This is a genomic window from Pseudomonas sp. HLT2-19-2 (genome assembly GCF_054898005.1).
The window spans coordinates 157,522-183,222 of the sequence record NZ_CM142712.1 but is presented as its reverse complement, the minus strand read 5'-3'; the positions used below and the strand labels follow the sequence as shown (position 1 = coordinate 183,222).

The window sequence follows — 25,701 nt, the reverse complement described above, 5'->3', positions numbered from 1 at the left end:
GCACTGCACGAGGAACAAGGGATGTTCGCGCCGGCCAATCAGACTCACTTTGCCCTGACTATCGAAGGTCTGGACAACGATCTCCAGGTCCTTTCCCTGCAAGGTCGGGAAGCCATCAGCCAACCTTTTGTGTTTGAGGTGGAGCTGGTCAGTGAACAGCCGTCCCTGGACCTCGAGACCCTGCTGCACAAACCGGCCTTCTTGCAGCTCTCGCCCGACGGCAGCGGCATCCATGGCCAGATCTATCGCGCCGCCCAGGGCGATTCCGGCAAACGCCTGACCCGCTACGCCGTGACCCTGCGCCCGCAGCTGTCCTATCTGGCGCACCGCATCAACCAACGCATCTTCCAGAACCTCACCGTGCCGAAAATCATCGGCATGGTCCTCGAAGAGCACGGCATACAAAGCAATGCCTACGAATTCAAAGTCGGGGCGATTTATCCCGAGCGCATCTACTGCGTTCAGTACGATGAATCGGACCTGCAATTCATCCAGCGCCTGTGCGAGGAAGAAGGTATCCACTACCACTTCCAGCACAGCGCCACGGCCCACACGCTGGTGTTCGGCGATGACCAGACGGTGTTCCCGAAACTCGCGCCCGTGGCTTACCAGCAAGACTCCGGCATGGTCGCCAACGACCCGGTGATCAAGCGCTTCGACCTGCGCCTGGAAACCCGCACCAGCCGCACCACCCGCCGCGACTACGACTTCGAAAAACCGCGCCTGACCCTGGAAAGCGAAAACCGCGGCGACGCCCTGCCCGACCTCGAAGACTACGACTACCCCGGCCGTTTCATCGACCGCGAACGCGGCAAGCATTTGGCCAAACGCGCCCTGGAACGTCACCGCAGCGACTTCCAGCTGGTCGAAGGCAAAAGCGATCAGCCGTTGCTGGTCAGCGGCCACTTCCTGGCCCTGACCCAACACCCGAAAGCCAAATGGAACGACCTGTGGCTGCTGACTGAAATCCTCCACGAAGGCAAACAGCCGCAAGTGTTGGAAGAGTCGGTCACCAGCAACACCACGGCGTTGAAGGACGACTTCCACCAGGGCTATCGCAATCGTTTCCAGGCCACCCCGTGGGACGTACCGAACCGTCCACCGCTGAACCACCCCAAACCACGGATCCTCGGCAGCCAGAGCGCCGTGGTCACCGGACCCAAGGGCGAAGAGATCCACTGCGACCAGTACGGTCGCGTCAAAGTGCAATTCCACTGGGACCGCGAAGGCCAGGCCGATGACAAAACCAGCTGCTGGCTGCGCGTCTCCTCCGCCTGGGCCGGCGCCCACTACGGCGGCATCGCCATTCCGCGGATCGGCATGGAAGTGCTGGTCAGCTTCCTCGAAGGTGACCCCGACCAACCGCTGATCAGCGGCTGCCTGTACCACAAGGAAAACGTCGTCCCGTACGCCCTGCCGGCAAACAAAACCCGCAGCACCTTCAAAACCCTGAGCTCGCCGGGCGGCGCTGGCTTCAACGAGCTGCGCATCGAAGACAAGAAAGGCCAGGAACAGATCTTCCTGCACGCCCAGCGCGACTGGGACGAGAACGTCGAGCACGACCAGAAAATCCGCGTCGGCAACGAACGCCATGACACCGTCGAGAAAAACAGCTACAGCGAATTCAAGGCCGAAGAACACCACACCGTCTACGCCGACCGCAAAGTCGAAACCCGCGCCAACGACCACCTCACCGTAGGCGTGAACCAGCACATCAAAGTCGGCACCGGCCAATTCATCAAAGCCGGCCAGGAAATCCACCTGAGTAGCGGCATGAAAGTCGTGCTCGAAGCCGGCAGCGAACTGACCCTCAAGGGTGGCGGCAGCTTCATCAAGATCGACGGCAGCGGCGTAACCCTGAGCGGGCCGGTGATCAATATGAACTCGGGTGGTGGGCCGGGTAGCGGGACGGGGGCGGCGCCGTTGTTGCCCGGACCGTTGAAGCAGGCGGATGCGGATAAGGCCGGGCAATTGTTAGTGCCCGCACAGCGGCAAGCGCTGATGCAAAAGAAGCCAATCTGCGCGATCTGCGAGAAGGCCAAACTGGAGGCGCAAAATGCTTAAGTCCGAGTGGCCGCTGGAAAATGGGTTGCCTCAAGGCCTGCCGTGGAATGGCACCGTCGGTTTGCTACTGGATGGTGTCAGCGTCGAGAAACTGCCTCAACACCTTTATCAATGGTCGGATAATCCGGTTTTCGAGCCACTCTACCTCGGTACCCCGTGGGCTGAACTGGGTGACGTTTCGCCGTGTCTGGTTCAGATAAAAGCGCAGAACAATCCCATCCTGGCAAAGTTTCTGGCTGAGCCTCGCCAAGAATGGGGCTACCTCGTGTTCAGCGATCAACCATGGGAACACATGGTCGACCACTTCCGCTGGCTGACCAGCATCATGCCCCCTCAGGGTGAAGAAGTCCTGTTGCGCGTCGCCGACCCCGCCGTGGCCCACGCGCTGCTCAGCCACGCCGAGAGCATCAAGGACCCTACCCTGTTCGGCCCGTGCTCGCAGATCGTCACCGCCGACGCGGCGCTGGGCTGCTGGCACATCAACCAGCGCCCCGGCAAAGCCCTCGAGCCGAACCACAGCAAACGCTACCGCTTGAGCGACGAGCAACTCAGCCAACTGGATGAAGTGAACTTCCGCAGCATCGTCCTGCGACTTGACCAGCACATGCACGAATATTTTCCGTCCTATCAGGCACAAGCGACGCCTCTGCAGCGCTGGGAACATCTGCATACATTGGCTTCGACTTCATATGATCGAGGCTTCAACACCGAGCTCGACATCACCCTCTACGCCAACATTCACGGGTTTCTCGGTGAGCGAGCGCTGGAAGAACATCCGGACCTGGATGCGATACTTAAAACACCATCGGAACAAACGCCCGCTCAGCGACTCGAACGGGTCGCTGATATTGCCCAGGAACGGGGTGAAACCCTGCTAAGGAGCCAAGGATGACAACGCCCACATCGACCGGCAAAAGCCCGAACAACGTTGCAAAAAGCCGGGACGACGGCAAGTGTGCCCTGGGCGGCTGCTCGCTGATGAAGGCCAAAATCCAGCTCATCCCTCTCCGTTACGGCCTGGTCGAAAGACTCGACCCATCCAGTGCACTGGCCATGCCGTACAAAACCACCTCACGCCCTCTGGGAATCCGCTTGATCCGCGATGGCTGGCTCTACGTCATCGTCGACAAGAAACCTCAAGCCGTTATGCACGAATACCGTATTCGGGACGGCATCGTGACCCAATTACTTTGGGAAAAAGGTGAGATCACCGCCAACAAACGCGAAAGCAACGTGGGCGAAGCCGTGCTGGTCTTCCCACGTTTAAGCAAGCTTTACGTCAACTACTCCGAAGTGCAATGGACCGCCGCCAAATGCACGCAGGTCATCAAGCACAAATCCGAGCGTGAATACTTCATGCAGGCAGTGGACCTGACCAAGGTTGATCCGGAGAAAGGTGCGGCTAATCTGTTGACGCCAAGTCAGGCGGAAAAATGGATTGCGGAGGTTGCGGAGCAGCCGAGTAAAGAGCCGGCGGTTACAGGTGCCAAGCCTGAGGAAAGCAAAGACTATCTCTGGGAGCAAGCGTCGCACTTCAAAAAGACTCAGCTGGGCGCGCTGAAAAAACAGGTCAAGGCAGAAAACGAGCGTGACCATCTGTATGTGGTCATACAGGATGACTTGGGCGTGCTGCGCGATCTCGCCGAGCATCAGGATTTGGTCACTGGCTGGATCAGTGACTGGAGTGACGCTGAGGCGAATCAAAAGAAGTATGTGTTTGGCTGTTATATCGAGTCGCTATATAGGGTAACCGGCGATTCGATCCTTAAAGCCGCTCAAGGCGATCCGCGTTTTGCCGAACTCAAGGACGAAACCACCGAAGAACAGCGACAATCCATCGTCGATTACGTCAACATCAAAAACCAAACTCATTACTCAGGTGCGGGCACACAGCGTGGTGCTGTCGCAGCTTCAAAGTTGCGTATGCGCACAAGCCTTGGGGCTTTGTACGCTAAGTACGAAGACTTGATCGATTCCATTGACGACAATGCAGATGACGCGTTAGATGGCGCAAAAATGGGGCAAGACGGTATCAATGACCTAATTGATCGTCCCGCTATGGAAGCCTTCCTGAAACAGCAACGAACTCAACTCAGCCGCTGGAACAGGCGGTTGGACTTGATCACAGATGACCGAGTCAAATTAACAAGCGAAAAACGCTTCCATCGCTCCGCCTGGTATTTCGACTCTAAGCTATCTAATCAGATAGAAACATCTCTAGCCACTGAATATGCATGCTTGAAAGATATTTGCCGAACAGACAAGGCGACTGACGCGATCGCAGAGCTAATCGAAAAACAACCCGGCTTTACAGTACCTACATTCTTCACTCTGAGCCTTACAGATCAAAAAGATTTTTACGCGAAGATGAGTTCGATTGTAAAAACCGTACGCGACATCCCTCTTTCCACTGGTGACTACAAGGGAATAAAGGATCTTAGTGTCGAGTTCAAAAAACTATTGAATCAAGACCTTCCTGCAGCAATGAACCTCAGCGAAGATGGCATAACTTTCGACCAAACAAGAAGTACTGTATACGAACCTGCCAAACAACTTCGATTAGCGAACGCCCTTGAAGAGGCCATGCAAAGCGTGCGCAGTGGCCAGCCCATTGATCCAGCGAAAGTTCTACGCCATATTCCCGGAGCCGCGTGGATTGACGTATTAAGAACCTTCGGCAAAGAAGGGATGACCTTGGAGTTCGCGTCGGCGGAACAAGCTCGAGCGTACAAAGCCGATTCAGAAAAAGCCAGCGAGATTCGTAAGAAAATGGCTTCGCTAAAAAACGAAATCAGGCAGATGCTGGCGAATGAGCGTAAAGGTAAAGCACCTAAAGGCAGTCATCGTGCATTGATTGCACAACGTAAATCCATTCAGCAGATGCTACCTCCTCTGGAAGCAAGCATTGCTTCCGCTATGAGGCTCGTTGGTGAAGGGCCCAGCAAAGTCGGATTAAAGATTAAGGGCCTGACCAGCGCACAAGAGGTCGAGTTCCATCGTATGGCAGAAGACTATCGATTGAACCGCCCAGACAAATTGAAAGGTCTTGGAAAAGATATATTCAAATCGGCAGGTGGAGATATTTTTGCGTCTGCGGTTATGGTAGTTCAAATCATGAGCTTTCTAACTGTACAGTCGGAGTTCTCTCGAAAAAAAGATGCTGATTTTTCTGACAAGCTAGCAGTAACCAACTCATTTTTCTCGATGCTAGGCGGGATATTTGCTGCGGCTCAAGGGATATCGATAACGACCTTAACAGCAGCGCAACGTAATTACTCAAGTGCGGCCGGAAAAATCAAATTGGCGGCGCGTTTTGGCAGACTCACAGGTGGATTGGGGTTAGCCGCGTATGGATTTGGAGCGTCAGCCGCAGCAACTAGCTTGTATGGAGAGAAAGGTTCAGTTGTCAAATGGACAGAAGCGTTAAGATCAGGTGACGGAGGCAAACTGGCTGGTGCTTCTATGACACTTGTTGGAGATTCTGGACAACTTGCAGTTAATGGCTGGGCAACGGTTCGTACCGGCCAATACATGTACGAGGCCGCTTCAAAAGTCAGCGAAGCGAGAGCAGTTGCGTGGGCAACAGCAGGTGGCAGAGTCCTAAGCGTGGCAGCTCGCGCAAATTTGATCGGACTTGGACTCACTATTTTGCAGCTCGGCGGTGAGTGGATCTACAACCATTACAACAAGTCAGAATTGGACAAATGGTTACAGCAAGGTGCATGGGGTAAAAAAAGTCTGCAGCGCCCACTGGAAGAGGATCGCCTGCAATTGGCAGACATTACTGCGGCACCTCAAGTAGGCTTAAAAAATATTAATGGCCAACCAATGGCTGTGATTAGTATTCCGGGCATCACGACTAGTGAGTTAGACCACGTAAGTTTCGAACTAGAGGCATACTGGCTCAATAACTCACCCCATTACAATTGGGAACCATGGACCGAGCCGATGGCATATCAACTAAATCTTCTCAGCACTCCCGACGCACCACTTAAAATGGGTCTTGAGATTTTTCAACACGAAGCTAATGCGATGCACGGGTTAGCTATTAAACTGCGCTATCATCCTCTCGCTGGAAATAGCGCAATCCGAGAGAAATACTTTCAGACCATGACACTTAATGCAGGGAAAGAAAAAACGATTCCTTCTATTCCCGCGCTACGCGTCCGCAATGCCAGTGCGCCATCATTGCTCGTGACTACTGATCTTCTCAACGTGCCTGGCTCCACCCAACGCCTCGGTAAAATTTGATGCCTTTACAGAACCAATCACCTCGCGACGATATGCTTGGACTGAGCAAAAAAAGACCTGCATCCGGTGAAACTCGTAGTTTTGCGACTGGAGAGGCTGTTTTCTTTTCTCCACTTCCCGTACCTACGGGTAGCACTCCAATGGATCTGGGGGGTAGCTTCATCGAGGTCAATGAGACCTATCTCGATGTAGGTAGCACCAACTTTGGCAAGGCATTTCAGGCAAGAGCGATGATCGGCCTTTGTATGGGTTTTATAATTGCCTGTCTATTAGTTTTACCGACGATCATGGGCTTTTCGACCTTCAACAATCCATTTGGCCGTGATTTCTCTTGGTATTTCAGCGAGTTCTTTGAGTCGGGTTTATATATTTCAGGATGGGGAGGAACAGCGTTCGCGACCCTTGGTTTGTACGTCGTCATAAGCACGACAAGAAAAAAATCTCAAGCCCGCCCTATACGCTTCAACAGGCAACGCCGTGAGGTCTGTTTTTTCGCGGACGGGTCTGATGAGCCTGTGATTCAGCCATGGGAAGGGATGGTGTCCTGGCTCTCGGTCAGCACTGGTGTTACCGGTGTAGGCGTCATGAGCACTTATACATTCGGCATGGCTTTCGACGATCTTAAAGCCGATACCGTGCATTTTGTAAACCAAGGTGTAATGACCCCAACTCATGGTTTGGGCAAGTGGGAAGCGATCCGCCTCTACATGGAAAAGGGACCGCAATACTGCCCGAATAAAGCACCTTACGAGGGTCGCCATACTTTCGATCAAGAACGTGCAAATATGCACGAGGAGTACCAACACAACGAGCGTTCCGCTCTGAGCGTTGGCTGGTGGTATTTTTCTCATGCAATCACTTTGTGGCGCTTTCCGTACTGGGTAGCAGAATGGGACCACCGTTTCAGCATGAAATCTCTACCTGCATCCATTGCCGAATGGTCCAAACCTTTGCCTTCTGAACAATGGGCCAAACCAAGCGCCGCTCTGAAAGAGCAAACCATGAAGATGGAAAAGGCCTTTACTCAAGGACAGGATTTCATGGCGTACTTTAAGGCCAACCTAAACGAAACCAAGGCAGAAGAATCAACAAATAATTGAATAGAACTGAACAAACTTTATGGCTTTCTGCGTGACACCTACCTCTCCGCAGTACGACGAGTTCGATATACAAAAGCAACGACCTATCGTTGGTGAAACTCGTCGTTTTACCACTGGAGAGGCTCTATTTTTGTCGCCACTGCCGGTGCCCACCGGGCAAATCCCCATGGATTTTGGCGGAAGCTTTGTTGAGGTTAATGACACATTCCTTGACGTAGGCAGTAGTAATTTCGGCAAGGCTTTCCAATCCAGGGCAATGATTGGGCTCGGTATGATGTTCATTTTTTCATGCCTGATTGTTCTGCCTTTGCTTGCAGGAACTACGACCTGGGGAAATCCTTTTTCCGAGTCCTTTTGGGACAGAGCGGCAGGCATGTTCCGTTTCGGTGTGACTTTTAGTATTTGGGGAGGAGGAATAGCTGCGCTCCTGGGTACTTACGTTATTTTGAGCACTACCAGAGCGAAGTCGCGCACCCGTCCTATTCGATTCAACGTATGCGATCCATGAAGCACACCTACCGTCAGATGCGCTTCCCGTTTACCGTGGCATTTCCGGTGAGCAGTTCCACGGCAGCAATGCTTCATAGTCGGTTACTGACTGCGCATGCGGCAGTCGCTCCAGTACGTGGCGCAGCCATGTATAGGGCTCTTGGCCGTTGACCTTCGCGGTTTCGACCAGGCTGTAGATCTGGGCGCTGGCAGTCGCGCCTTTGGGCGTATCGCTGAACAGCCAAGCCTTGCGACCGATCACAAACGGCTTTATTGCGCGCTCTGCCGGGTTGTTGTCAATCGGTAAAAAGCCAGCCTCCACGTAGCGCTCCAGCCGGCTCCAGTTGCTGGCCAGATAATTAACGGCCTTGCCAAGCGCACTTTGCGGCGTCACCTGCGACTGCGTTTTATCCAGCCAGCTTTTCAACTGGGCTAGGATCGGCAGGCTCTTTTCCTGACGATTAATAAAACGCTGTTCATCGCTGACATCCTTGAGTTCACGCTCGATGCCGTACAGCTTGTTGATCATCGTCAGCGCGATATCGGCACGTCCCGTCTTGCCCTTGGGCTGCACTTTTTGCGCATCGACGAACTTGCGCCGTGCATGGGCCATGCACGCCAGACGTTCCACACCCGGTTGCAACGCCAACGCGTTATATCCCGCGTAATCGTCGGTCATGACATAGCCGCGATAACTTTCCAGCAGGCGCAACGGTACGTCCTGCGCACGGCTGGAGGTGTAGTCGAACAGCACGACTTTTCGATCGGGTGGCCCGCTGGCCTGCACCCACATCCAGGATTGGCTGGTCGGGTCTCGATCCGGTTCCTTCAGTACCTGGACGCGGGTTTCATCGCAGTGGATGACCGGGCTTTCCAGCAACCGGTCGCGCATCAAATTCAGCAGCGGCTGGAGGTGCTCGCCGCACTGGATAATCCAGCGGGCGAGGGTCTGACGCGGGATCTCTACACCGTGTCGACTCAACACCGTCTCGAAACGATGCAGCGGCAAGCCATCGACATACTTGGTGGTCAACAGCATCGCCAACACGCTCGGACTGGCCATGCTCTTTTCGATCAATTGAGCGGGCTTGTCAGCGGTGACCGGAGCCGTTTCACAACCGCGGCAACCGTAGACTTTGCGGATGTGTTTGATCACCCGGATCTGCATTGGCGCGATGTCCAGCTGCTCGCTGGTTTCTTCACTGATCACATGCTTGCGGCAACCGCAGGCACAGGTCAGTTCGTGTTCGGGCAGTTCGTGGATGACTTCTATACGCGGCAGATCAGCCGATAGTGGCTTGCGCTTGCCACGGCGCGGAACTGGAGCAACGACTTCCTCATCGGCATCGCCGACGACGGGCATTGGTTCGCTTTCGGGTTCGTTGAATAAGGCCAGTTGCGGCGTGTTGGGCTCGACTGTTTGCTCGGATTTACGACCGAACAAACGGTCGCGTAACAACTTGATCTGTTCTTTCAGGTCAACAATATGCGTTTCGTAAGCCTGACCCACTTCCTGCTGGCGAGCGAGCGCGTCGAACGCATCAAGCAGCATTTGCTTGAGAAGTTCTGGGTCATCAGGAAGGTGTTCGGGCATCGAAATCATGCCCCGGATTATACCCGTCAGGCGACGAATCTTGGAGTCAAAACCTGATGAGGGCGATTGCGCCACAGGTCAAAACCGTCGAGCAACCAGTTCAATTCCTGAACAGTTAATACGATGGCTTCATCGGTAGCGTCGGGGGATGTTTTGAAACGTTCGGATTCCAGGCGCTTGAGCCAAAGGCAGAAGCCGTTGCGCTCCCAGTAAAGGATTTTCACTCGATTACGGTGGCGATTCAGAAAGACGAAAAGCACCGGGTCGAACACCGCGACTTTGATATCCAGCTCGACCAGAGCGGCCAGGCCGTCGATGGATTTTCGGAAGTCCACGGCCTTGGGATAGAGGTACACTTTTTCGACTTTAGCGTCGGGTCGCATCATGACGTGCTGGCTCCAGAGAGAAATCGGAGTACAGCTTCGGGGATCAACTGCTGGCTTTGAATGTGGGGTTTATGGAGCGGTTACGATTCAACCGCCAACGTCGTGAAGTCTGTTTCTTCCCCGAAGGTTCTGACGTCCCCGTCATTCAACCATGGGAAGAGACAGTATCTTGGCTCTCAATCAGTACAGGTGTTACTGGAGTGGGAGTGACAAGCGCCTATACCTTTGGTATGGCGTTCGACGATTCCAAAGCTGACGTAGTGCATTTTGTGAGACAAGCCGTGATGACTCCTGCTCATGGCTTGGGTAAGTGGGAAGCCATACGTGTCTATATGGAAAAAGGTCCAGAGTTCTGCCCTGGCAAAGCACCATACGAAGGCCGTGGCACCTTCGATAAAGAACGACAAGACATGCATGAGGAGCACCAACACAACGAACGTTCCGCTTTCGGGGTTGGCTGGTGGTACCTGACACACCTGATCACCTGGTGGCGCTTCCCGTACTGGGTTGCTGAATGGGACCATCGTTTCAGTATGAAATCTCTACCTGATTCCATTGCTGAGTGGTCAAAATCTCTACCGACTGAGCAGTGGGCCAAGCCGAGCCAAGCCTTGAAAGAGCAAAGCGCCAAGATCGAAAAGGTTTTTGCTCAGGGACAAGATTTCATGACCTACTTCAAGGCGAACCTAAATGAAATCAAGACAGAAGAATCGATAAATAATTGAATGGAAACGATGAGTCGCGTCCTTGATGCATAAATATAATCGACTACCTCATGCCGGAGATGCACTTTATGGTTATCCTGCATGACACCTACCCCTCCGCAGTACGACGAGTTCGATATTCGACAGCTGCGCCCCGTCGCTGGGGAAACTCGTCGCTTCCCCACTGGCGAAGCATTGTTCCTTTCACCTCTACCTGTTCCTACCGGGCAAATCCCAATGGATCTCGGCGGAAGTTTTGTTGAAGTCAACGACACCTACCTGGACTTGGGTAGCAGCAATCTCACCAAGTCTTTCCAAGCACGATTAGCTGTGTCACTCCCTACAGTCGTAGTTATTGTTTGTCTATTTGTTCTCCCAGCCTTGATGGGCTTCGCAGCATTCATAAATCCATTCGGCAGAAGCTTTTGGTTTTACTTCAACGATTTTTTTGAGTTCGGAATATCACTAGCGCTCTGGTGTGGAGGGGGAGCAGCGCTGATTGGCCTGTACGCGATTATCAGCACCACAAGAAGCAAAGCCCGCGCCCGCCCCATCCGATTTAACCGTCAACGCCGAGAGGTCTGTTACTTCCCGAATGGCTCCGACGAACCCGTGATCCAGCCTTGGGAAGACACGGTTGCGTGGATCTCAGTCAGCACCGGATTCACCGGGGTAGGCGTAATCAGTAGCTACACCTTTAGCATGGCCATAGATAATCCCAAGGCCGATACGGTGCACTTTCTTACACAGGAGGTCATGACTCCTTTTCATGGACTAGGCAAATGGGAAGCCATACGTGTGTACATGGAAAAAGGACCGGAGTTTTGCCCTGGTAAAGCACCCTACGAGGGTCGCCACACTTTCGATCAAGAACGACAGGACATGCACGAGGAATACCAGCACAACGAACGTTCCGCTTTAGGAGTTGGTTGGTGGTATCTGACACACCTGATCACTTGGTGGCGTTTTCCGTATTGGGTAGCAGAATGGGACCATCGTTTCAGCATGAAATCTCTACCTGATTCCATTGCTGAGTGGTCCAAACCTCTTCCGCTTGAACAATGGGCCAAGCCAAGCCCAGCGCTTAAAGAGCAAAGCTCGAAAATCGAAAAAGCCTTTGCTCTAGGGCAGGATTTTATGACGTACTTCAAGGTAAACCCAAACGAAAGCAAGGCAGAAGAATCAACAAACAACTGAGCTATATAATTGCCAAAAATCAAATAGCCCGATAACCGTCAGGTCAAGTCTGAGCTTTTACAAAACTTGAAGACGCGATCATCGTCGCCATCAACAACAAAATGCACAACTGCCAAGCCCCGTCGAACTCGCACTTCACTCACCTGGAAGAAGTGCAATTCACCTACCGCAAAATCACCTGGACCCACGAAGTATCCGGTACTTCGGGTTCCGATGACTGGCGTCAGCCGGTCGCTTAATCGCGGCTGACCGCTTCACGCATCGGCCAGCTCTGCTGGTCGATGTTGTTTACGCCTTTCCAGAATTTGCGTCTGCTGATCCTTTGATCGGGTATTGGTTTACGCCGCAGCACTGCACGAGGAACAAGGGATGTTCGCGCCGGCCAATCAGACTCACTTTGCCCTGACCATTGAAGGCCTATCCAGCGACTTTCAGGTCTTATCCCTGCAAGGTCGGGAAGCCATCAGCCAACCTTTTGTGTTTGAGGTGGAGCTGGTCAGTGAACAGCCGTCCCTGGACCTCGAGACCCTGCTGCACAAACCGGCCTTCTTGCAGCTCTCGCCCGACGGCAGCGGCATCCATGGCCAGATCTATCGCGCCGCCCAGGGCGATTCCGGCAAACGCCTGACCCGCTACGCCGTGACCCTGCGCCCGCAGCTGTCCTATCTGGCGCACCGCATCAACCAACGCATCTTCCAGAACCTCACCGTGCCGAAAATCATCGGCAGTGTCCTCGAAGAGCACGGCATCCAAAGCAATGCCTACGAATTCAAAGTCGGGGCGATTTATCCGGAACGCATCTACTGCGTTCAGTACGATGAATCGGACCTGCAATTCATCCAGCGCCTGTGCGAGGAAGAAGGTATCCACTACCACTTCCAGCACAGCGCCACGGCCCACACGCTGGTGTTCGGCGATGACCAGACGGTGTTCCCGAAACTCGCGCCCGTGGCCTACCAGCAAGACTCCGGCATGGTCGCCAACGACCCAGTGATCAAGCGCTTCGACCTGCGCCTGGAAACCCGCACCAGCCGCACCACCCGCCGCGACTACGACTTCGAAAAACCGAGCCTGACCCTGGAAAGCGAAAACCGCGGCGACGCCCTGCCCGACCTCGAAGACTACGACTACCCCGGACGCTTCATCGACCGCGAACGCGGCAAGCATTTGGCGAAACGCGCCCTGGAACGTCACCGCAGCGACTTCCAGCTGGTCGAAGGCAAAAGCGATCAGCCGTTGCTGGTCAGTGGCCACTTCCTGGCCCTGACCCAACACCCGAAAGCCAAGTGGAACGACCTGTGGCTGCTGACCGAAATCCTCCACGAAGGCAAACAGCCGCAAGTGCTGGAAGAGTCGGTCACCAGCAACACGACCAAACTCAAGGACGACTTCCACCAGGGCTATCGCAACCGCTTCCAGGCCACCCCGTGGGACGTGCCGAACCGTCCGCCGCTGAACCACCCCAAACCCCGGATCCTCGGCAGCCAGAGCGCCGTGGTCACCGGGCCCAAGGGTGAAGAAATCCACTGCGACCAGTACGGCCGCGTCAAAGTGCAATTCCACTGGGACCGCGAAGGCCAGGCCGATGACAAAACCAGCTGCTGGCTGCGCGTCTCCTCCGCCTGGGCCGGCGCCCACTACGGCGGCATCGCCATTCCGCGGATCGGCATGGAAGTGCTGGTCAGCTTCCTCGAAGGTGACCCCGACCAACCGCTGATCAGCGGCTGCCTGTACCACAAGGAAAACGTCGTCCCGTACGCCCTGCCGGCGAACAAGACCCGCAGCACCTTCAAAACCCTGAGCTCCCCCGGTGGCGGTGGTTACAACGAACTGCGCATCGAAGACAAAAAGGGCCAGGAACAAATCTTCCTGCACGCCCAGCGCGACTGGGACGAGAACGTCGAGCACGACCAGAAAATCCGCGTCGGCAACGAACGCCATGACACCGTCGAGAAGAACAGCTACAGCGAATTCAAAGCCGAAGAACACCACACCGTCTACGCCGACCGTAAAGTCGAAACCCGCGCCAACGACCACCTCACCGTGGGCGTCAACCAGCACATCAAGGTCGGCACCAGCCAATTCATCGAAGCCGGCCAGGAAATCCACCTGAGCAGCGGCATGAAAGTCGTGCTCGAAGCCGGCAGCGAACTGACCCTCAAGGGCGGCGGCAGCTTCATCAAAATCGACGGCAGCGGCGTCACCCTGAGCGGGCCGGTGATCAACATGAACTCCGGCGGCAGCCCGGGCAACGGCACTGGCGCGGCACCGCTGATGCCCGGCGCACTGAAACAGGCCGACGCCGACAAGGCCGGCGCAGTGCTGACCCCGGCGCAGATCAACACGTTGAAGCGTAATGCGCCGTTCTGTGAAGAGTGTGAAAAATGCAAGGCAGGTGCTTGTGCGATCTGATCTATTGACGCCGCAGACGTGGTTGGCTGAGCAGCCGTTGCAGGTGGGTGAACGGCTTTATTTGGTCGTTAGTGCTGCCAGTGATGCCGAGGCGCTCAAAGCCTTCTACCAGCAAGACATGGCACCAGAGCTGATTCCAATCTGGAGCGGCACGCCTTACGCCGACTGGCTGCCCGTCATGCCCTACCTCGCTGAACTGAAACCCAACGCCGGTTTTCTTCAGTGGATTGCTGAAACCGATGCCCAGGATTGGGGTTGGCTGGCAGTGTCCACCAGCACTCCTGACGTAGTGTTCGAACACCTTCGCAGTTTGACTCAGGTGTTCATGCCTGACGGAACCGAGGTGTTTTTTCGGTTCTGGGATGGACGCCATATCCTTCCGATCCTTGAAGGACTCGGTGCCGGGGCTGGTGAGGTTTTGCCAGTGTTCGACCGCTACCTGATCAATGGCCAGACACTGGAGGTGGGACCGAGGGGCGTGCCACCGGCGAAGAAGTGGCCGTGGTGGGAAGTGCCGCAGGCATTAGTCGACACGCTGGCAGAGAAAGACCACACCACCGTCGTCGAAAACCTGATGCAGTGGCTGGGAGAGGACTGCCCGGAACTGTTCTTCGCCTTCCCCGAAAATAACTTGCGCCACAAGGTCGAGCGCTTCGTGCGCCAACAACCCAATACAGAAGATTTGGCAGAGCGTCTTGCTGCTCAGCTGACAAAGGAAGTCACGTCATGATTGATCCCATCGGTAAATTGGTCCTTCAAGTCCTGGATGCCAAGACGCCTGACGTGAATGTCATTCTCAAGGATTTCAATAGTTGCCTGAGCGACTACAAGACTTGGGCCGATAGCTTCTGGACTGGCTGGGCAATGGATGTCGACCAGAAGTTCAAGGTGGGCAACGAAGTCAGCGTCACTGAACGTAAGACCAAGACAGGACCGGTTGAAACCTACGCTACCTGCCCATTGATGGGTGATTTCACGCTGATCCATATGTTTGAAAGCGCGCGGTACGTGCCCATTGGCAATACGCCGGTCAAGCTCGAGCCCGTAAAAAAAGCCATGTTCGGCGGATACGACGTTGTCGGTCCGGTGATTACCGCGACCATCGGTCCGAGCGGTATTGAAGTCATCAAAGGCTGCAAGCCGGGTCAGATGTACCGCATCACTTTTTTCCCGAACGTTTCTGAAAGCAACGTCAAGGCGCTGTATGCCTCGTATCGGGGCGTTATCGGCCATCTTGACGGCTGGCTGAAAGGCGAGTGGTCGGGCAAGTTCCAGCCGCAATGGGCGAGCTACGCGGCAGCTGACCGGACGGGGCGCTCGGTCATGCTGGTGAAGTCAGCGCTTGATAGCCTCAAGAAAGCGCTTTTAGGCCTATGGGATGACATCAAAAGCCTGTTCGAACTATTAGCCGATCCCCTCAAATATGCTAAGCAACTTGCCCAGTACCTGAACGAAGATGAGGTCAAGAAACTCTATTCAGCGTCGAAAGAGGCTATCGCTACCGGGCTGCTGATTCTCAGCGATGAGCCGTTGATGTTCATCTATCTCTCGGCGATTGTCGCGTGGGTCGGCATGTTGCCGCCGCAAGTCTGTGTGGAAGTGATTACCGCCATCAGCACTGCCTTCCTGATCAACGTTGTGCTGGGGATCTGTCTTACTGGCGGCGTCGGGCTAGCGGTTCGTGTCGGCACTCAAACCCTGGCCAAAGTCAAATCCGGCACAGCGGTCAAAATGCTGGAAGAGCTCGCCGAAAAACTCTTGGCGGTGAGTAAGGGACATGCTTTGAAGGCTCACGGTGAAACCGTGAAACCTCTTGTCGCCAGTGCGCAAGGCGTACCGATGAATGCCGCTAAAAAGGCCGCGTTGAAAATCGAACAAGCGACCGCAGCTACGGCCAAAGGTCCGGTTCCGATCACCAGCGACACCCCTACCTTGCTGGAAAAAAACGCCTCCGTATTTGCTCGTAAGAAAGCAGAAAAACACTACGTTCTGGAGCCAAAGGAGAAGGTCAGCGACGCTCCGGCCCAGTCAAAAACACCCGACGAAAAAAGCACAACCTGCGCCAAGAAAACCTGCACCAACAACTGCCCGGTTCCATGGTCACTGGTGAAGAGCTACTAACATTGACCGATGGCCAACTCGACGGGCTTCTACCTTTCGAGTGGACTCGCCTCTACCGCACCAGCGCCGCAGAAATCGATTGTGGTCTAGGCTACGGCTGGAGCCATGCGCTCGCGCAGCGGGTGGAGATCAAGGACGACGAGGTGGTCTGGACCGACCACGAGAACCGTATCACCACTTTCCCATTGCCGAGTGTGCAGCGCCCGGCGATCACCAACAGCCTGTCGGAAGCAGCGATTTTTCTTGGTGACGATCCGTCCGAACTGATCCTCACCCAGGCCGGAGAACGCACCCAGTTCTACCACTTCCGCTACAACAGCAAAGGCGCCACGCTGATCGCCATCAGCGACAACTACGGCAATCGCCTGCACATCACCCGTGACATTCACGGGCGAATCAAACGCGTCGATAACGGCGCCGGTCGTGCCCTCCTCGTGCGATACGACCGCAAGCACATCGTCGCCATCGACTACCAGCAATTCAGCCCGGCTGACAATCTGGAAGACGCCTGGAGCACCATCCAGACCCTGGTCACCTACAGTTACGACGCCCAACACCGCCTGATCGAAGCCAAAAACGCCGCCGGCGAAGCCGAGCGTTATGCCTACAACGACCAGAACGTCATTCTTGAGCGTCAACTCGCCGGCGGCGCCAGTTTCTACTGGGAATGGGAAAAAGAAGGTAAATCGGCGCGCTGCATCCATCACTGAGCTAGCTTCTCGCAGATGGACGCGCATTACGCCTGGGATGACAAAGGCAGCGTCACGGTTACCAATGCTGACGGCAGCGAAGAGGTCTACACCCACGACGATAAGGCTCGCCTGGTCGCCAAGGTTGATCCGGACGGTGCGGAGCACCTCAAGGCCTACGACGACAAGGGCCGACTGATCGCCGAGAAAGATCCACTCGGCGCCGTCACCGAATACCAATACAACGAAGCCGGCCGACTGGTCGCGGTCATTCCACCGGAAGACACCCCGATCTCCTACGAGTATTACCACGGCTACGTCCGTGTGGTGAATCGTGGCCCGGCGAAGTGGATATATTGGCGCAACGACCAAGGCGACATCACCGAACAAATCGACCCGAACGGCAATTCGACCCACTACAGCTACAACCGCCAGGGCCGTTTGCTGGAAATCCGCCACCCTGACGGCAGCCGTCATCAACTGGGTTGGAACAACCTTGGCCAACTGCTCGAAGAACAACTACCGGATGGGGGCCAGCGCAAGTACCGCTACGACGCGTTGGGCCGACAGATCACCCGTCAAGACGAAAGCGGCGCAATCACCCAATACCAATGGGATGCTGCCAACCGGCTCGCGCAAATCACCCTGCCCGGTGGCGCTACGCGCGCGTTCACTTACAACCCATACGGCCGAGTCACTGCCGAACGCGATGAACTAGGTCGCGTCACCCGCTACGAATATGCCGATAACCTGCACCTGGTCAGCCGCCGCATCAACCCGGATGGCAGCCAGCTGCGCTATCGCTACGACAACGCACGTCTGCTGCTCAGCGAGATCGAAAACGAACGTGGCGAGCACTACCACCTCGATTACTACCCGAACGGCCTGATCCAGCAGGAAACCGGCTTCGACGGTCGTCGTACCGCGTACGAATACGACCTTAACGGTCAATTGCTGAAGAAAACCGAGTTCGGTGATGACGGTAGCGAACTGATTACCGGATATCAGCGCGATGCCGCTGGCCGCTTGCTGGTGAAAACCCTGGCCGATGGCGAGGAAATTCACTACAGCTACGACGCCCTCGGGCGCCTGGTGAACGTCGATGACGGAAACTGGCCGCTGGCCTACGAATACGACCTGCAAGACCGCCTGATCACCGAGCATCAAGGTTGGGGAACCCTGCGTTACGAGTACGACCAGCTCGGCCAACTGAGCCACTGTCGCTTACCCGACGGTAGCAAACTCGACTATCGCCACCAACGAGGCGGACAACTGAGCAGCATCGACCTCAACGGTTCACGCCTGACCACCCACCAGTTCAGCGCCGGTCGCGAACAGCAGCGCCAACAAGGTCTGTTGCTTAGCCAATATCAGTACGACGAACAAGGCCGCCTGCAAGCTCACAGCGTTAGCCAGCAAGATCGAAACCTGTTCCAGCGTCGCTACGCCTACGATGCCAACGGTAACCTCGCTGGCATCAATGACAGCCGAAAAGGCAATCGCAGCTACCACTACGACCCGCTCGACCGCTTGATCAACGTTCGCGGCATCACCCCGGAAAGCTTTGCTCACGACCCGGCAGGCAACCTACTCGGCCAAGGTGATCAACTCAGCGCTAACCTGGCCAACGTCAAAGGCAACCGTCTGTTGATGCAGGGCGACCGACACTACGACTACGACGCCTACGGCAATCAGATTCGCGAACGCCGAGGCACCGGGCAGAAACTCGTCACCGAGTATCGCTACGACTGCCAACACCGCTTGATCGGCGTCAGCCTTCCCGGTGGCAGCAATGTCACCTATAAGTACGACGCTTTCGGCCGCCGCATCGCCAAAACTGTCGATGCCCATACCACAGAATTCCTGTGGCAAGGGGAACGCCTTATCGCCGAAAGCGCGAGCAATCGCTATCGCAGCTACATCTACGAGCCCGGCAGCTTCCGCCCGCTGGCGATGCTCGATGGCGAAGGCCCGCTGAAAGCTACGCCGTTCTACTACCAACTCGACCACCTCGGCACTCCGCAGGAACTCACCGATTACAGCGGCGAGATCATTTGGTCGGCGAAATACCGTGCCTACGGCAACCTAGCCACCCTCGACGTTGCAGAAATCGACAACCCGCTGCGCTTCCAGGGCCAGTACTTTGATGCGGAAACGGGCTTACATTACAACCGGCATCGCTACTACAATCCGGGCACTGGGCGGTATTTGACGCCGGATCCGATCAAGCTGGCGGGTGGGCTGAACAACTACCAGTACGTGCCTAACCCTACGGGGTGGGTGGATCCGCTAGGCCTTGAATGTGTGCCTGGGCAATGTCCAGAGAATGATGCAGCGAGTATTCGGGCTAGGGTTGAGTCAAACGTAGCTGAAAGTGCCAATGCCCGGGCGTCTTCAAATTTTAACAACCCTAAAGACGGTCTAACTGCTCGTGAATGGCCTCCATACCCAGGTACGGTTGGCCGAGTAGAAGCAGATTTCACCTTATTACCGGGAACTCAGATTGATCGATTTGGCTCACCTAGGGAAACTCTGAAGAAGACTTCCAAATCTGGTGAAATACCCGCCTGACACGAACACGACGGTTGAGTCCCGATGAAACAGATGTCCTTCGCCGATGCCGAGTACGCCGGCAAACGTAAGCAGACCCGCCGCGAGCGCTTCCTGAACGAGATGGATCAGGTCGTGCCCTGGAAGGGCTTGGTTACTTTGATCGAGCCGCATTATCCAAAGGGCGAAGGGGGCCGTCCGGCGTATCCGTTGATGGCCATGTTGCGCGTTCATTTGATGCAGAACTGGTTCGGCTACAGCGATCCGGCGATGGAAGAATCACTGTATGAAACGACGATTCTGCGCCAGTTCGCGGGCTTGAATCTGGATCGGATTCCCGATGAAACCACGATCCTCAACTTCCGCCGCTTGTTGGAAAAACATGAGTTGGCAGGCGCGATTTTGCAGGTCATCAATGGCTATCTGGGCGACCGTGGCCTGCTGTTGCGTCACGGCACGGTGGTCGATGCGACGATCATTCACGCGCCGAGTTCGACCAAGAACAAGGACAGTAAACGCGATCCAGAAATGCACCAAACCAAGAAAGGGAATCAGTACTTTTTTGGTATGAAAGCGCACATCGGCGTCGATGCCGAATCCGGCTTGGTGCATAGCCTGGTGGGCACGGCGGCCAATGTGGCGGACGTGACGCAGGTCGATCAGTTGCTGCACGGTGAGGAAACTTACGTGTGTGGCGACGCCGGTTACACCGGCGTGGACAAACGTCCCGAGCATCAGGATCGCAAGATGATCTGGTCGATTGCCGCCCGGCCAAGCAGCTATAAAAAGCACGCAAAAAAGAGTCTGATCGGGCGCATGCGACGCAAGATCGAATACGCGAAAGCGCAGGTGCGGGCCAAGGTTGAGCATCCGTTTCGCGTGATCAAGCGCCAGTTTGGTTATACGAAAGTGCGCTTTCGTGGTTTGTCGAAAAACATCGCGCAGCAGACAACGTTGTTCGCTTTGTCGAACTTGTGGATGGTGCGAAAACGGTTGATGGGTATGGGCGAGGTGCGTCTGTAATGCGGGCCAATTGCCCTGAAACAGTGCAATCAGAGGAAAGAACCGTGGATTAAGGACAAGAAAGGTCTGATTTTCGCCGACTTATGATTTTTTGAGCCTCAAGTAGTGAGGGCATGAAAAATCGGTGGGTACTTCAGACCTTCCCTAGAGGTTCGTTCCTTTCTCCTACGGGAACCGGATATTCAGAAAGGGCACTGAAACCAGGAACACTGGGGGATGATTATTATGTATATGAAGTTCAAAAACCTCTAACGGTGAAAGCTGGGGAAGTTCTTCCATGGTTTAGCGAATCGGGTGGAGGCATTCAATACCGCCTAGACTTAATTGACAATGTGCGCCGTTCTCCGGCGACCCTAACGCAGGGTAATGAGCCACATCTGAAGGAGTTGTTCCGTGGAAAATATCAAGACTACAAGCCTGAATGAGCTGGCTCAAGAATTAAAAACCCTGGGAGTTCCTGAAGGTTATTACTCCATCGGGGTTAACAGGGATGAGCGAACCTGTATTATTTTTGATGGTGTAAAATGGATCGTTTATTATTCTGAGCGAGGACGAATGGAAGACCTCAAAGAATTTTCGAGCTTTGCAGATGCAAAAATTGAGTTACTAAAAAAGGTCACTTAGAGTTCGCAACTACATTCAGCTAAAAATCAGTTCATCCATTACCGCAATAAATAACAATAGGGAACAACAACAGAACTACAGGGGGCGGATTTATTTTCTACGCAATCACGAAAATAAATCCGCCCCCCTTTTAGCGTCGTTTTAGCGCCAGAACGGATTGAACCACTTTAAATTGGACCTACATTAAGGCGGAGACTCTGAATGCCTGACAACAAGTACGATCGGTTACCCCATGCGGGTGACTTTGAGAGAAAGTCAGGCACCGAGATAGAGTAACTTATCTCCAAAACCAGTAACTACGGGCATGCCGTATGCGTCCGGCCAAGTCATCTACCCAGCCCCGCAAAGCCAAGACATGGTGTGCACTTAAATTTAAGTGGGCACTAGTTCTAGCCTTTTAAGCGGTATTTCATGCAGCCACAACGCCGTTCCTACTCCAAATCCTTCAAAGCCCAGGTAATTCAAGAGTGTGCCCAGCCCGGCGCTTCGATTACCAGCGTCGCGCTGAGCCACAGTCTCAACGCGAACCTCGTCCATAAGTGGATTCGGCTACAGTCGCAGAAAAGTGTCGCCCTGCAAGCCTGACGCTCGAACGCTATTCTGGAAAGGTGACGAAGATAAAACCAAGCTGAAGCCATTTGCTGACGCATATCCAGAATATGGAGAAGGTGGTGCACAACAAATTCACACGAACAGCAGAGTTATACATTTCGACAAAGTTGAGGTCCTGCCGGAAAAATAATGAAAGACTACTTTATTTTAGCAAAGAAAGACATTCCGTCAGACAACCCTCACGACTCGGACTGGCCAAAATTTATTGCGTATTCCTACGAGCATAAATGTTTGTTGTTTTCAGCAGGGAAAGGCCATGGGCTATCGGGATTCGAGTTACCAGAGGCTGAAGCGTCCGACCCCGACTGGACACCTTTATTTATCGAGCTAAACGCACTCTGGATACTAGACTTTTTAAAGCTGTCAAAAAACCCCACACTAAATGACTTCATCCAATCACTCGACAAACTTAATATACCTATAGTTAAATTTCGAGCATAAAAATAACAAGAAATTGAAGCAGGTTTATTTTTATCCATTCTTGAAATAAACCTGCCCCCTCCCTGGCCCTCTACGCAGAAAGGCACTCCCCATTACGAAGCAACACAAGCTCAATGCCGAGCTGGCGAAGGGAGTTATAAAGCCGAACGCAGAATTGCTTTCAGAGCATTGCGTAAAGCCGGAATTAAGAAAGATGATGCAAAGGCCTTGATCAGAAATGCTGACGAGCACTTCAAGGCTATTGATGTTAAGCCGGAGACTTCGACTCGCATACCAGGGAACAGACGAAAATGATAAGAGCCTCGAACGTACACCCCACGGACAGTCAATCGCCTGCACATCACCCGTGACATTCACGGGCGAATCAAACGCGTCGATAACGGTGCCGGTCGTGCCCTTCTCGTGCGTTACGACCGCAAGCACATCGTCGCCATCGACTACCAGCAGTTCATCCCGGCTGACAATCTGGAAGACGCCTGGAGCACCATCCAGACCCTGGTCACCTACAGTTACGACGCCCAACACCGCCTGATCGAAGCCAAAAACGCCGCCGGCGAAGCCGAGCGTTATGCCTACAACGACCAGTACGTCATTCTTGAGCGGCAACTCGCCGGCGGCGCCAGTTTCTACTGGGAATGGGAAAAAGAGGGTAAATCGGCGCGATGCATCCATCACTGGGCAAGCTTCTCGCAGATGGACGCGCATTACGCCTGGGATGACAAAGGCAGCGTCACGGTTACCAATGCTGACGGCAGCGAAGAGGTCTACACCCACGACGATAAGGCTCGCCTGGTCGCCAAGGTTGATCCGGACGGTGCGGAACACCTCAAGGCCTACGACGACAAGGGCCGCCTGATCGCCGAGAAAGATCCACTCGGCGCGGTCACTGAATACCGGTACAACGAAGCAGGTCGACTGGTTGCAGTCATTCCACCGGAAGACACCCCGATCTCCTACGAGTATTACCACGGCTACGTCCGTGTGGTGAATCGTGGCCCGGCGAAGTGGATATATTGGCGCAACGACCAAGGCGATATCACCGAACAAATCGACCCAGACGGCAATTCGACCCATTACAGCTACAACCGCCAGGGCCGCCTGCTGGAAATCCGCCACCCCGACGGCAGCCGTCATCAGCTGGGTTGGAACAACCTTGGCCAACTGCTCGAAGAACAACTACCGGATGGGGGCCAGCGCAAGTACCGCTACGACGCGTTGGGCCGGCAGATCACCCGCCAGGACGAAAGCGGCGCAATCACTCAATACCAATGGGATGCTGCCAACCGGCTCGCGCAAATCACCCTGCCCGGTGGCGCTACGCGTGCGTTCACTTACAACCCATACGGCCGAGTCACCGCCGAACGCGATGAGCTGGGCCGAGTCACCCGCTACGAATATGCCGATAACCTGCACCTGGTCAGCCGCCGCATCAACCCGGATGGCAGCCAACTGCGCTATCGCTACGACAACGCACGTTTGCTGCTCAGCGAGATCGAAAACGAACGTGGCGAGCACTACCAGCTCGATTACTGCCCGAATGGCTTGATCCAGCAGGAAACCGGGTTCGACGGTCGCCGTACCGCGTATGAATACGACCTTAACGGTCAGTTGCTGAAGAAAACCGAGTTCGGCGACGACGGTAGCGAACTGATTACCGGATATCAGCGCGATGCCGCTGGCCGCTTGCTGGTGAAAACCCTGGCCGATGGCGAGGAAATTCACTACAGCTACGACGCCCTCGGGCGCCTGGTGAACGTCGATGACGGAAACTGGCCGCTGGCCTACGAATACGACCTGCAAGACCGCCTGATCACCGAGCATCAAGGTTGGGGAACCCTGCGTTACGAGTACGACCAGCTCGGCCAACTGAGCCACTGTCGCTTACCCGACGGTAGCAAACTCGACTATCGCCACCAACGAGGCGGACAACTGAGCAGCATCGACCTCAACGGTTCACGCCTGACCACCCACCAGTTCAGCGCCGGTCGCGAACAGCAGCGCCAACAAGGTCTGTTGCTTAGCCAATATCAGTACGACGAACAAGGCCGCCTGCAAGCTCACAGCGTTAGCCAGCAAGATCGAAACCTGTTCCAGCGTCGCTACGCCTACGATGCCAACGGTAACCTCGCTGGCATCAATGACAGCCGAAAAGGCAATCGCAGCTACCACTACGACCCGCTCGACCGCTTGATCAACGTTCGCAGCATCACCCCGGAAAGCTTTGCTCACGACCCGGCAGGCAACCTTCTCGGCCAAGGCGACCAACTAACCGCTAACCTGGCCAACGTCAAAGGCAACCGCCTGCTGATGCAGGGCGACCGCCATTACGACTACGACGCCCACGGCAACCTGATCCGCGAACGTCGCGGCACCGGGCAGAAACTCGTCACCGAGTACCGCTACGACTGCCAACATCGTCTGATCGGCGTGAGCCTGCCCGGCGGCAGCATCGCAAGCTACAAGTACGACGCCTTCGGCCGCCGTATCGCCAAAACCGTCGATGGCCACACCACGGAATTCCTGTGGCAAGGCGAACGCCTCATCGCCGAAAGCGCCCACAACCGTTATCGCAGCTACATCTACGAACCGGGCTCCTTCCGCCCCTTGGCGATGCTCGACGGCGAAGGCCCACTCAAAGCCGAGCCGTTCTACTACCAACTCGACCACCTTGGCACTCCGCAGGAACTCACCGACTACAGCGGCGAGATCATGTGGTCGGCGAAATACCGTGCCTACGGCAACCTAGCCACCCTCGACGTTGCAGAAATCGACAACCCGCTGCGCTTCCAGGGCCAGTACTTTGATGCGGAAACGGGCTTACATTACAACCGGCATCGCTACTACAATCCGGGCACCGGGCGGTTTTTGACACCGGACCCGATCAAGCTCGCTGGGGGGATGAACAACTATCAATACGTGCCTAACCCTACGGGGTGGGTAGACCCGTTGGGGCTGGATAATTGTCCAGGAGCGGACGGGTGTAAGCCAGAAATTGGGGTTGAAAACTCAACAGCGAAAGCGGCTGTCGACGAGGGTCAACCTGAGGCTCCTAAAGCCGGTAGGAAAGCTCATCAATTTAATTCTTTCCATGACTACAAAGTGCCTGAAAACCTGTATTTGAAGAGTGACAAGGTACAGTTCAACAGGGCTAACAAAGACTTGATAAACAATTTGAATGACGACCCAGCGTTTCGAAAGAATATGTATCGCCGAAACCCTGAGCTTAAAACCTGGGTCGACGATCCAAAGCGAAACATGGGCTCCAGCCCTACAGGCTACACTTGGCACCACAACGAAAAACCCAGACTGTTGCAGCTTGTCCATCGAGCGGACCATGCAGGCGAACACTCTGTATACCACCCGACAGGAAAAGGTGGACGAGATATATGGGGTGGTGGCAGAGAAGGGCGAGAAGGGAAAATCAAAACAGAATAATTGGAGTAT

Annotated in this window: 17 protein-coding genes and 3 pseudogenes; 18 read left to right on the top strand and 2 right to left on the bottom strand. The window is 54.8% G+C overall.

The window, feature by feature from the left end; genetic code table 11:
* Window positions 1-21 precede the first annotated feature (21 nt).
* From ACYZTU_RS00835 to ACYZTU_RS00815, 5 genes are read left to right on the top strand one after another with little or no spacing between them, the layout of a single operon-like run.
* Window positions 22-2,064, top strand: coding sequence for a type VI secretion system Vgr family protein (locus tag ACYZTU_RS00835; RefSeq protein ID WP_461967339.1), 2,043 nt, complete (start codon window positions 22-24; stop codon window positions 2,062-2,064).
* On the top strand, window positions 2,057-2,956 hold the full coding sequence (locus tag ACYZTU_RS00830; protein ID WP_461967337.1) for a DUF4123 domain-containing protein: 900 nt from the start codon (window positions 2,057-2,059) through the stop codon (window positions 2,954-2,956). The genes ACYZTU_RS00835 and ACYZTU_RS00830 overlap by 8 nt, the downstream gene beginning before the upstream one ends.
* Window positions 2,953-6,315, top strand: a complete 3,363-nt coding sequence (locus ACYZTU_RS00825; RefSeq protein ID WP_461967336.1) for a toxin VasX — start codon at window positions 2,953-2,955, stop codon at window positions 6,313-6,315. Before ACYZTU_RS00830 ends, ACYZTU_RS00825 begins: the two co-directional genes overlap by 4 nt.
* Window positions 6,315-7,415, top strand: coding sequence for a DUF6708 domain-containing protein (locus ACYZTU_RS00820; protein WP_461967334.1), 1,101 nt, complete (start codon window positions 6,315-6,317; stop codon window positions 7,413-7,415). The genes ACYZTU_RS00825 and ACYZTU_RS00820 overlap by 1 nt, the downstream gene beginning before the upstream one ends.
* Before the next feature lie 19 nt (window positions 7,416-7,434).
* Window positions 7,435-7,923: a hypothetical protein gene (locus ACYZTU_RS00815; RefSeq protein WP_461967332.1), complete on the top strand. Its 489-nt coding sequence runs from the start codon at window positions 7,435-7,437 to the stop codon at window positions 7,921-7,923.
* Between the two features lie 30 nt (window positions 7,924-7,953).
* On the opposite strand, the gene tnpC is transcribed toward ACYZTU_RS00815, so the two are convergent.
* Window positions 7,954-9,507 carry an IS66 family transposase gene (gene tnpC, locus ACYZTU_RS00810; RefSeq protein ID WP_461963652.1) on the bottom strand — a complete coding sequence of 518 codons (1,554 nt, stop codon included), beginning with the start codon at window positions 9,505-9,507 and terminating at the stop codon, window positions 7,954-7,956.
* 17 nt (window positions 9,508-9,524) lie between these two features.
* On the bottom strand, window positions 9,525-9,884 hold the full coding sequence (gene tnpB, locus ACYZTU_RS00805) for an IS66 family insertion sequence element accessory protein TnpB (protein ID WP_240050551.1): 360 nt from the start codon (window positions 9,882-9,884) through the stop codon (window positions 9,525-9,527).
* Window positions 9,885-9,955: 71 nt separating this feature from the next.
* Between tnpB and ACYZTU_RS00800 the strand changes: the two genes are divergently transcribed.
* The 13 genes and pseudogenes from ACYZTU_RS00800 (at window position 9,956) to ACYZTU_RS00740 (ending at window position 25,692) form a co-directional block, all read left to right on the top strand.
* Window positions 9,956-10,609, top strand: a complete 654-nt coding sequence (locus ACYZTU_RS00800; protein WP_461967331.1) for a hypothetical protein — start codon at window positions 9,956-9,958, stop codon at window positions 10,607-10,609.
* A gap of 81 nt (window positions 10,610-10,690) precedes the next feature.
* Window positions 10,691-11,785: a DUF6708 domain-containing protein gene (locus tag ACYZTU_RS00795; RefSeq protein WP_461967329.1), complete on the top strand. Its 1,095-nt coding sequence runs from the start codon at window positions 10,691-10,693 to the stop codon at window positions 11,783-11,785.
* A gap of 59 nt (window positions 11,786-11,844) precedes the next feature.
* A pseudogene (gene tssD, locus ACYZTU_RS00790) lies at window positions 11,845-12,024 on the top strand (type VI secretion system tube protein TssD); the annotation flags it as partial.
* A gap of 130 nt (window positions 12,025-12,154) precedes the next feature.
* The gene (locus tag ACYZTU_RS00785; protein WP_461967327.1) at window positions 12,155-14,197 is read left to right on the top strand and encodes a type VI secretion system Vgr family protein; all 2,043 of its coding nucleotides are present in this window, start codon (window positions 12,155-12,157) and stop codon (window positions 14,195-14,197) included.
* On the top strand, window positions 14,142-14,927 hold the full coding sequence (locus tag ACYZTU_RS00780; protein WP_461967326.1) for a DUF4123 domain-containing protein: 786 nt from the start codon (window positions 14,142-14,144) through the stop codon (window positions 14,925-14,927). The genes ACYZTU_RS00785 and ACYZTU_RS00780 overlap by 56 nt, the downstream gene beginning before the upstream one ends.
* Window positions 14,924-19,332 (top strand): annotated as a pseudogene (locus ACYZTU_RS00775) (RHS repeat-associated core domain-containing protein); the annotation flags it as partial. The gene ACYZTU_RS00780 and the pseudogene ACYZTU_RS00775, both read left to right, overlap by 4 nt.
* Window positions 19,333-19,602: 270 nt before the next feature.
* Window positions 19,603-20,580 (top strand): IS5 family transposase, encoded by a 978-nt coding sequence (locus tag ACYZTU_RS00770; RefSeq protein ID WP_461964282.1) that lies wholly within the window; start codon window positions 19,603-19,605, stop codon window positions 20,578-20,580.
* Window positions 20,581-20,693: 113 nt separating this feature from the next.
* Complete coding sequence (locus ACYZTU_RS00765) at window positions 20,694-21,005, top strand: TNT domain-containing protein (protein ID WP_461967324.1); 312 nt, start codon at window positions 20,694-20,696, stop codon at window positions 21,003-21,005.
* Window positions 20,974-21,204 carry a hypothetical protein gene (locus ACYZTU_RS00760; protein WP_461967322.1) on the top strand — a complete coding sequence of 77 codons (231 nt, stop codon included), beginning with the start codon at window positions 20,974-20,976 and terminating at the stop codon, window positions 21,202-21,204. The genes ACYZTU_RS00765 and ACYZTU_RS00760 overlap by 32 nt, the downstream gene beginning before the upstream one ends.
* A gap of 411 nt (window positions 21,205-21,615) precedes the next feature.
* Window positions 21,616-21,789, top strand: coding sequence for a transposase (locus ACYZTU_RS00755; protein ID WP_461967320.1), 174 nt, complete (start codon window positions 21,616-21,618; stop codon window positions 21,787-21,789).
* 156 nt (window positions 21,790-21,945) lie between these two features.
* Window positions 21,946-22,257, top strand: a complete 312-nt coding sequence (locus tag ACYZTU_RS00750; RefSeq protein WP_461967319.1) for a hypothetical protein — start codon at window positions 21,946-21,948, stop codon at window positions 22,255-22,257.
* Window positions 22,258-22,584: 327 nt separating this feature from the next.
* A pseudogene (locus ACYZTU_RS00745) lies at window positions 22,585-25,536 on the top strand (RHS repeat-associated core domain-containing protein); the annotation flags it as partial.
* Window positions 25,513-25,692 carry an HNH endonuclease gene (locus tag ACYZTU_RS00740; RefSeq protein WP_461971194.1) on the top strand — a complete coding sequence of 60 codons (180 nt, stop codon included), beginning with the start codon at window positions 25,513-25,515 and terminating at the stop codon, window positions 25,690-25,692. The pseudogene ACYZTU_RS00745 and the gene ACYZTU_RS00740, both read left to right, overlap by 24 nt.
* The last annotated feature ends 9 nt before the right edge of the window (window positions 25,693-25,701 follow it).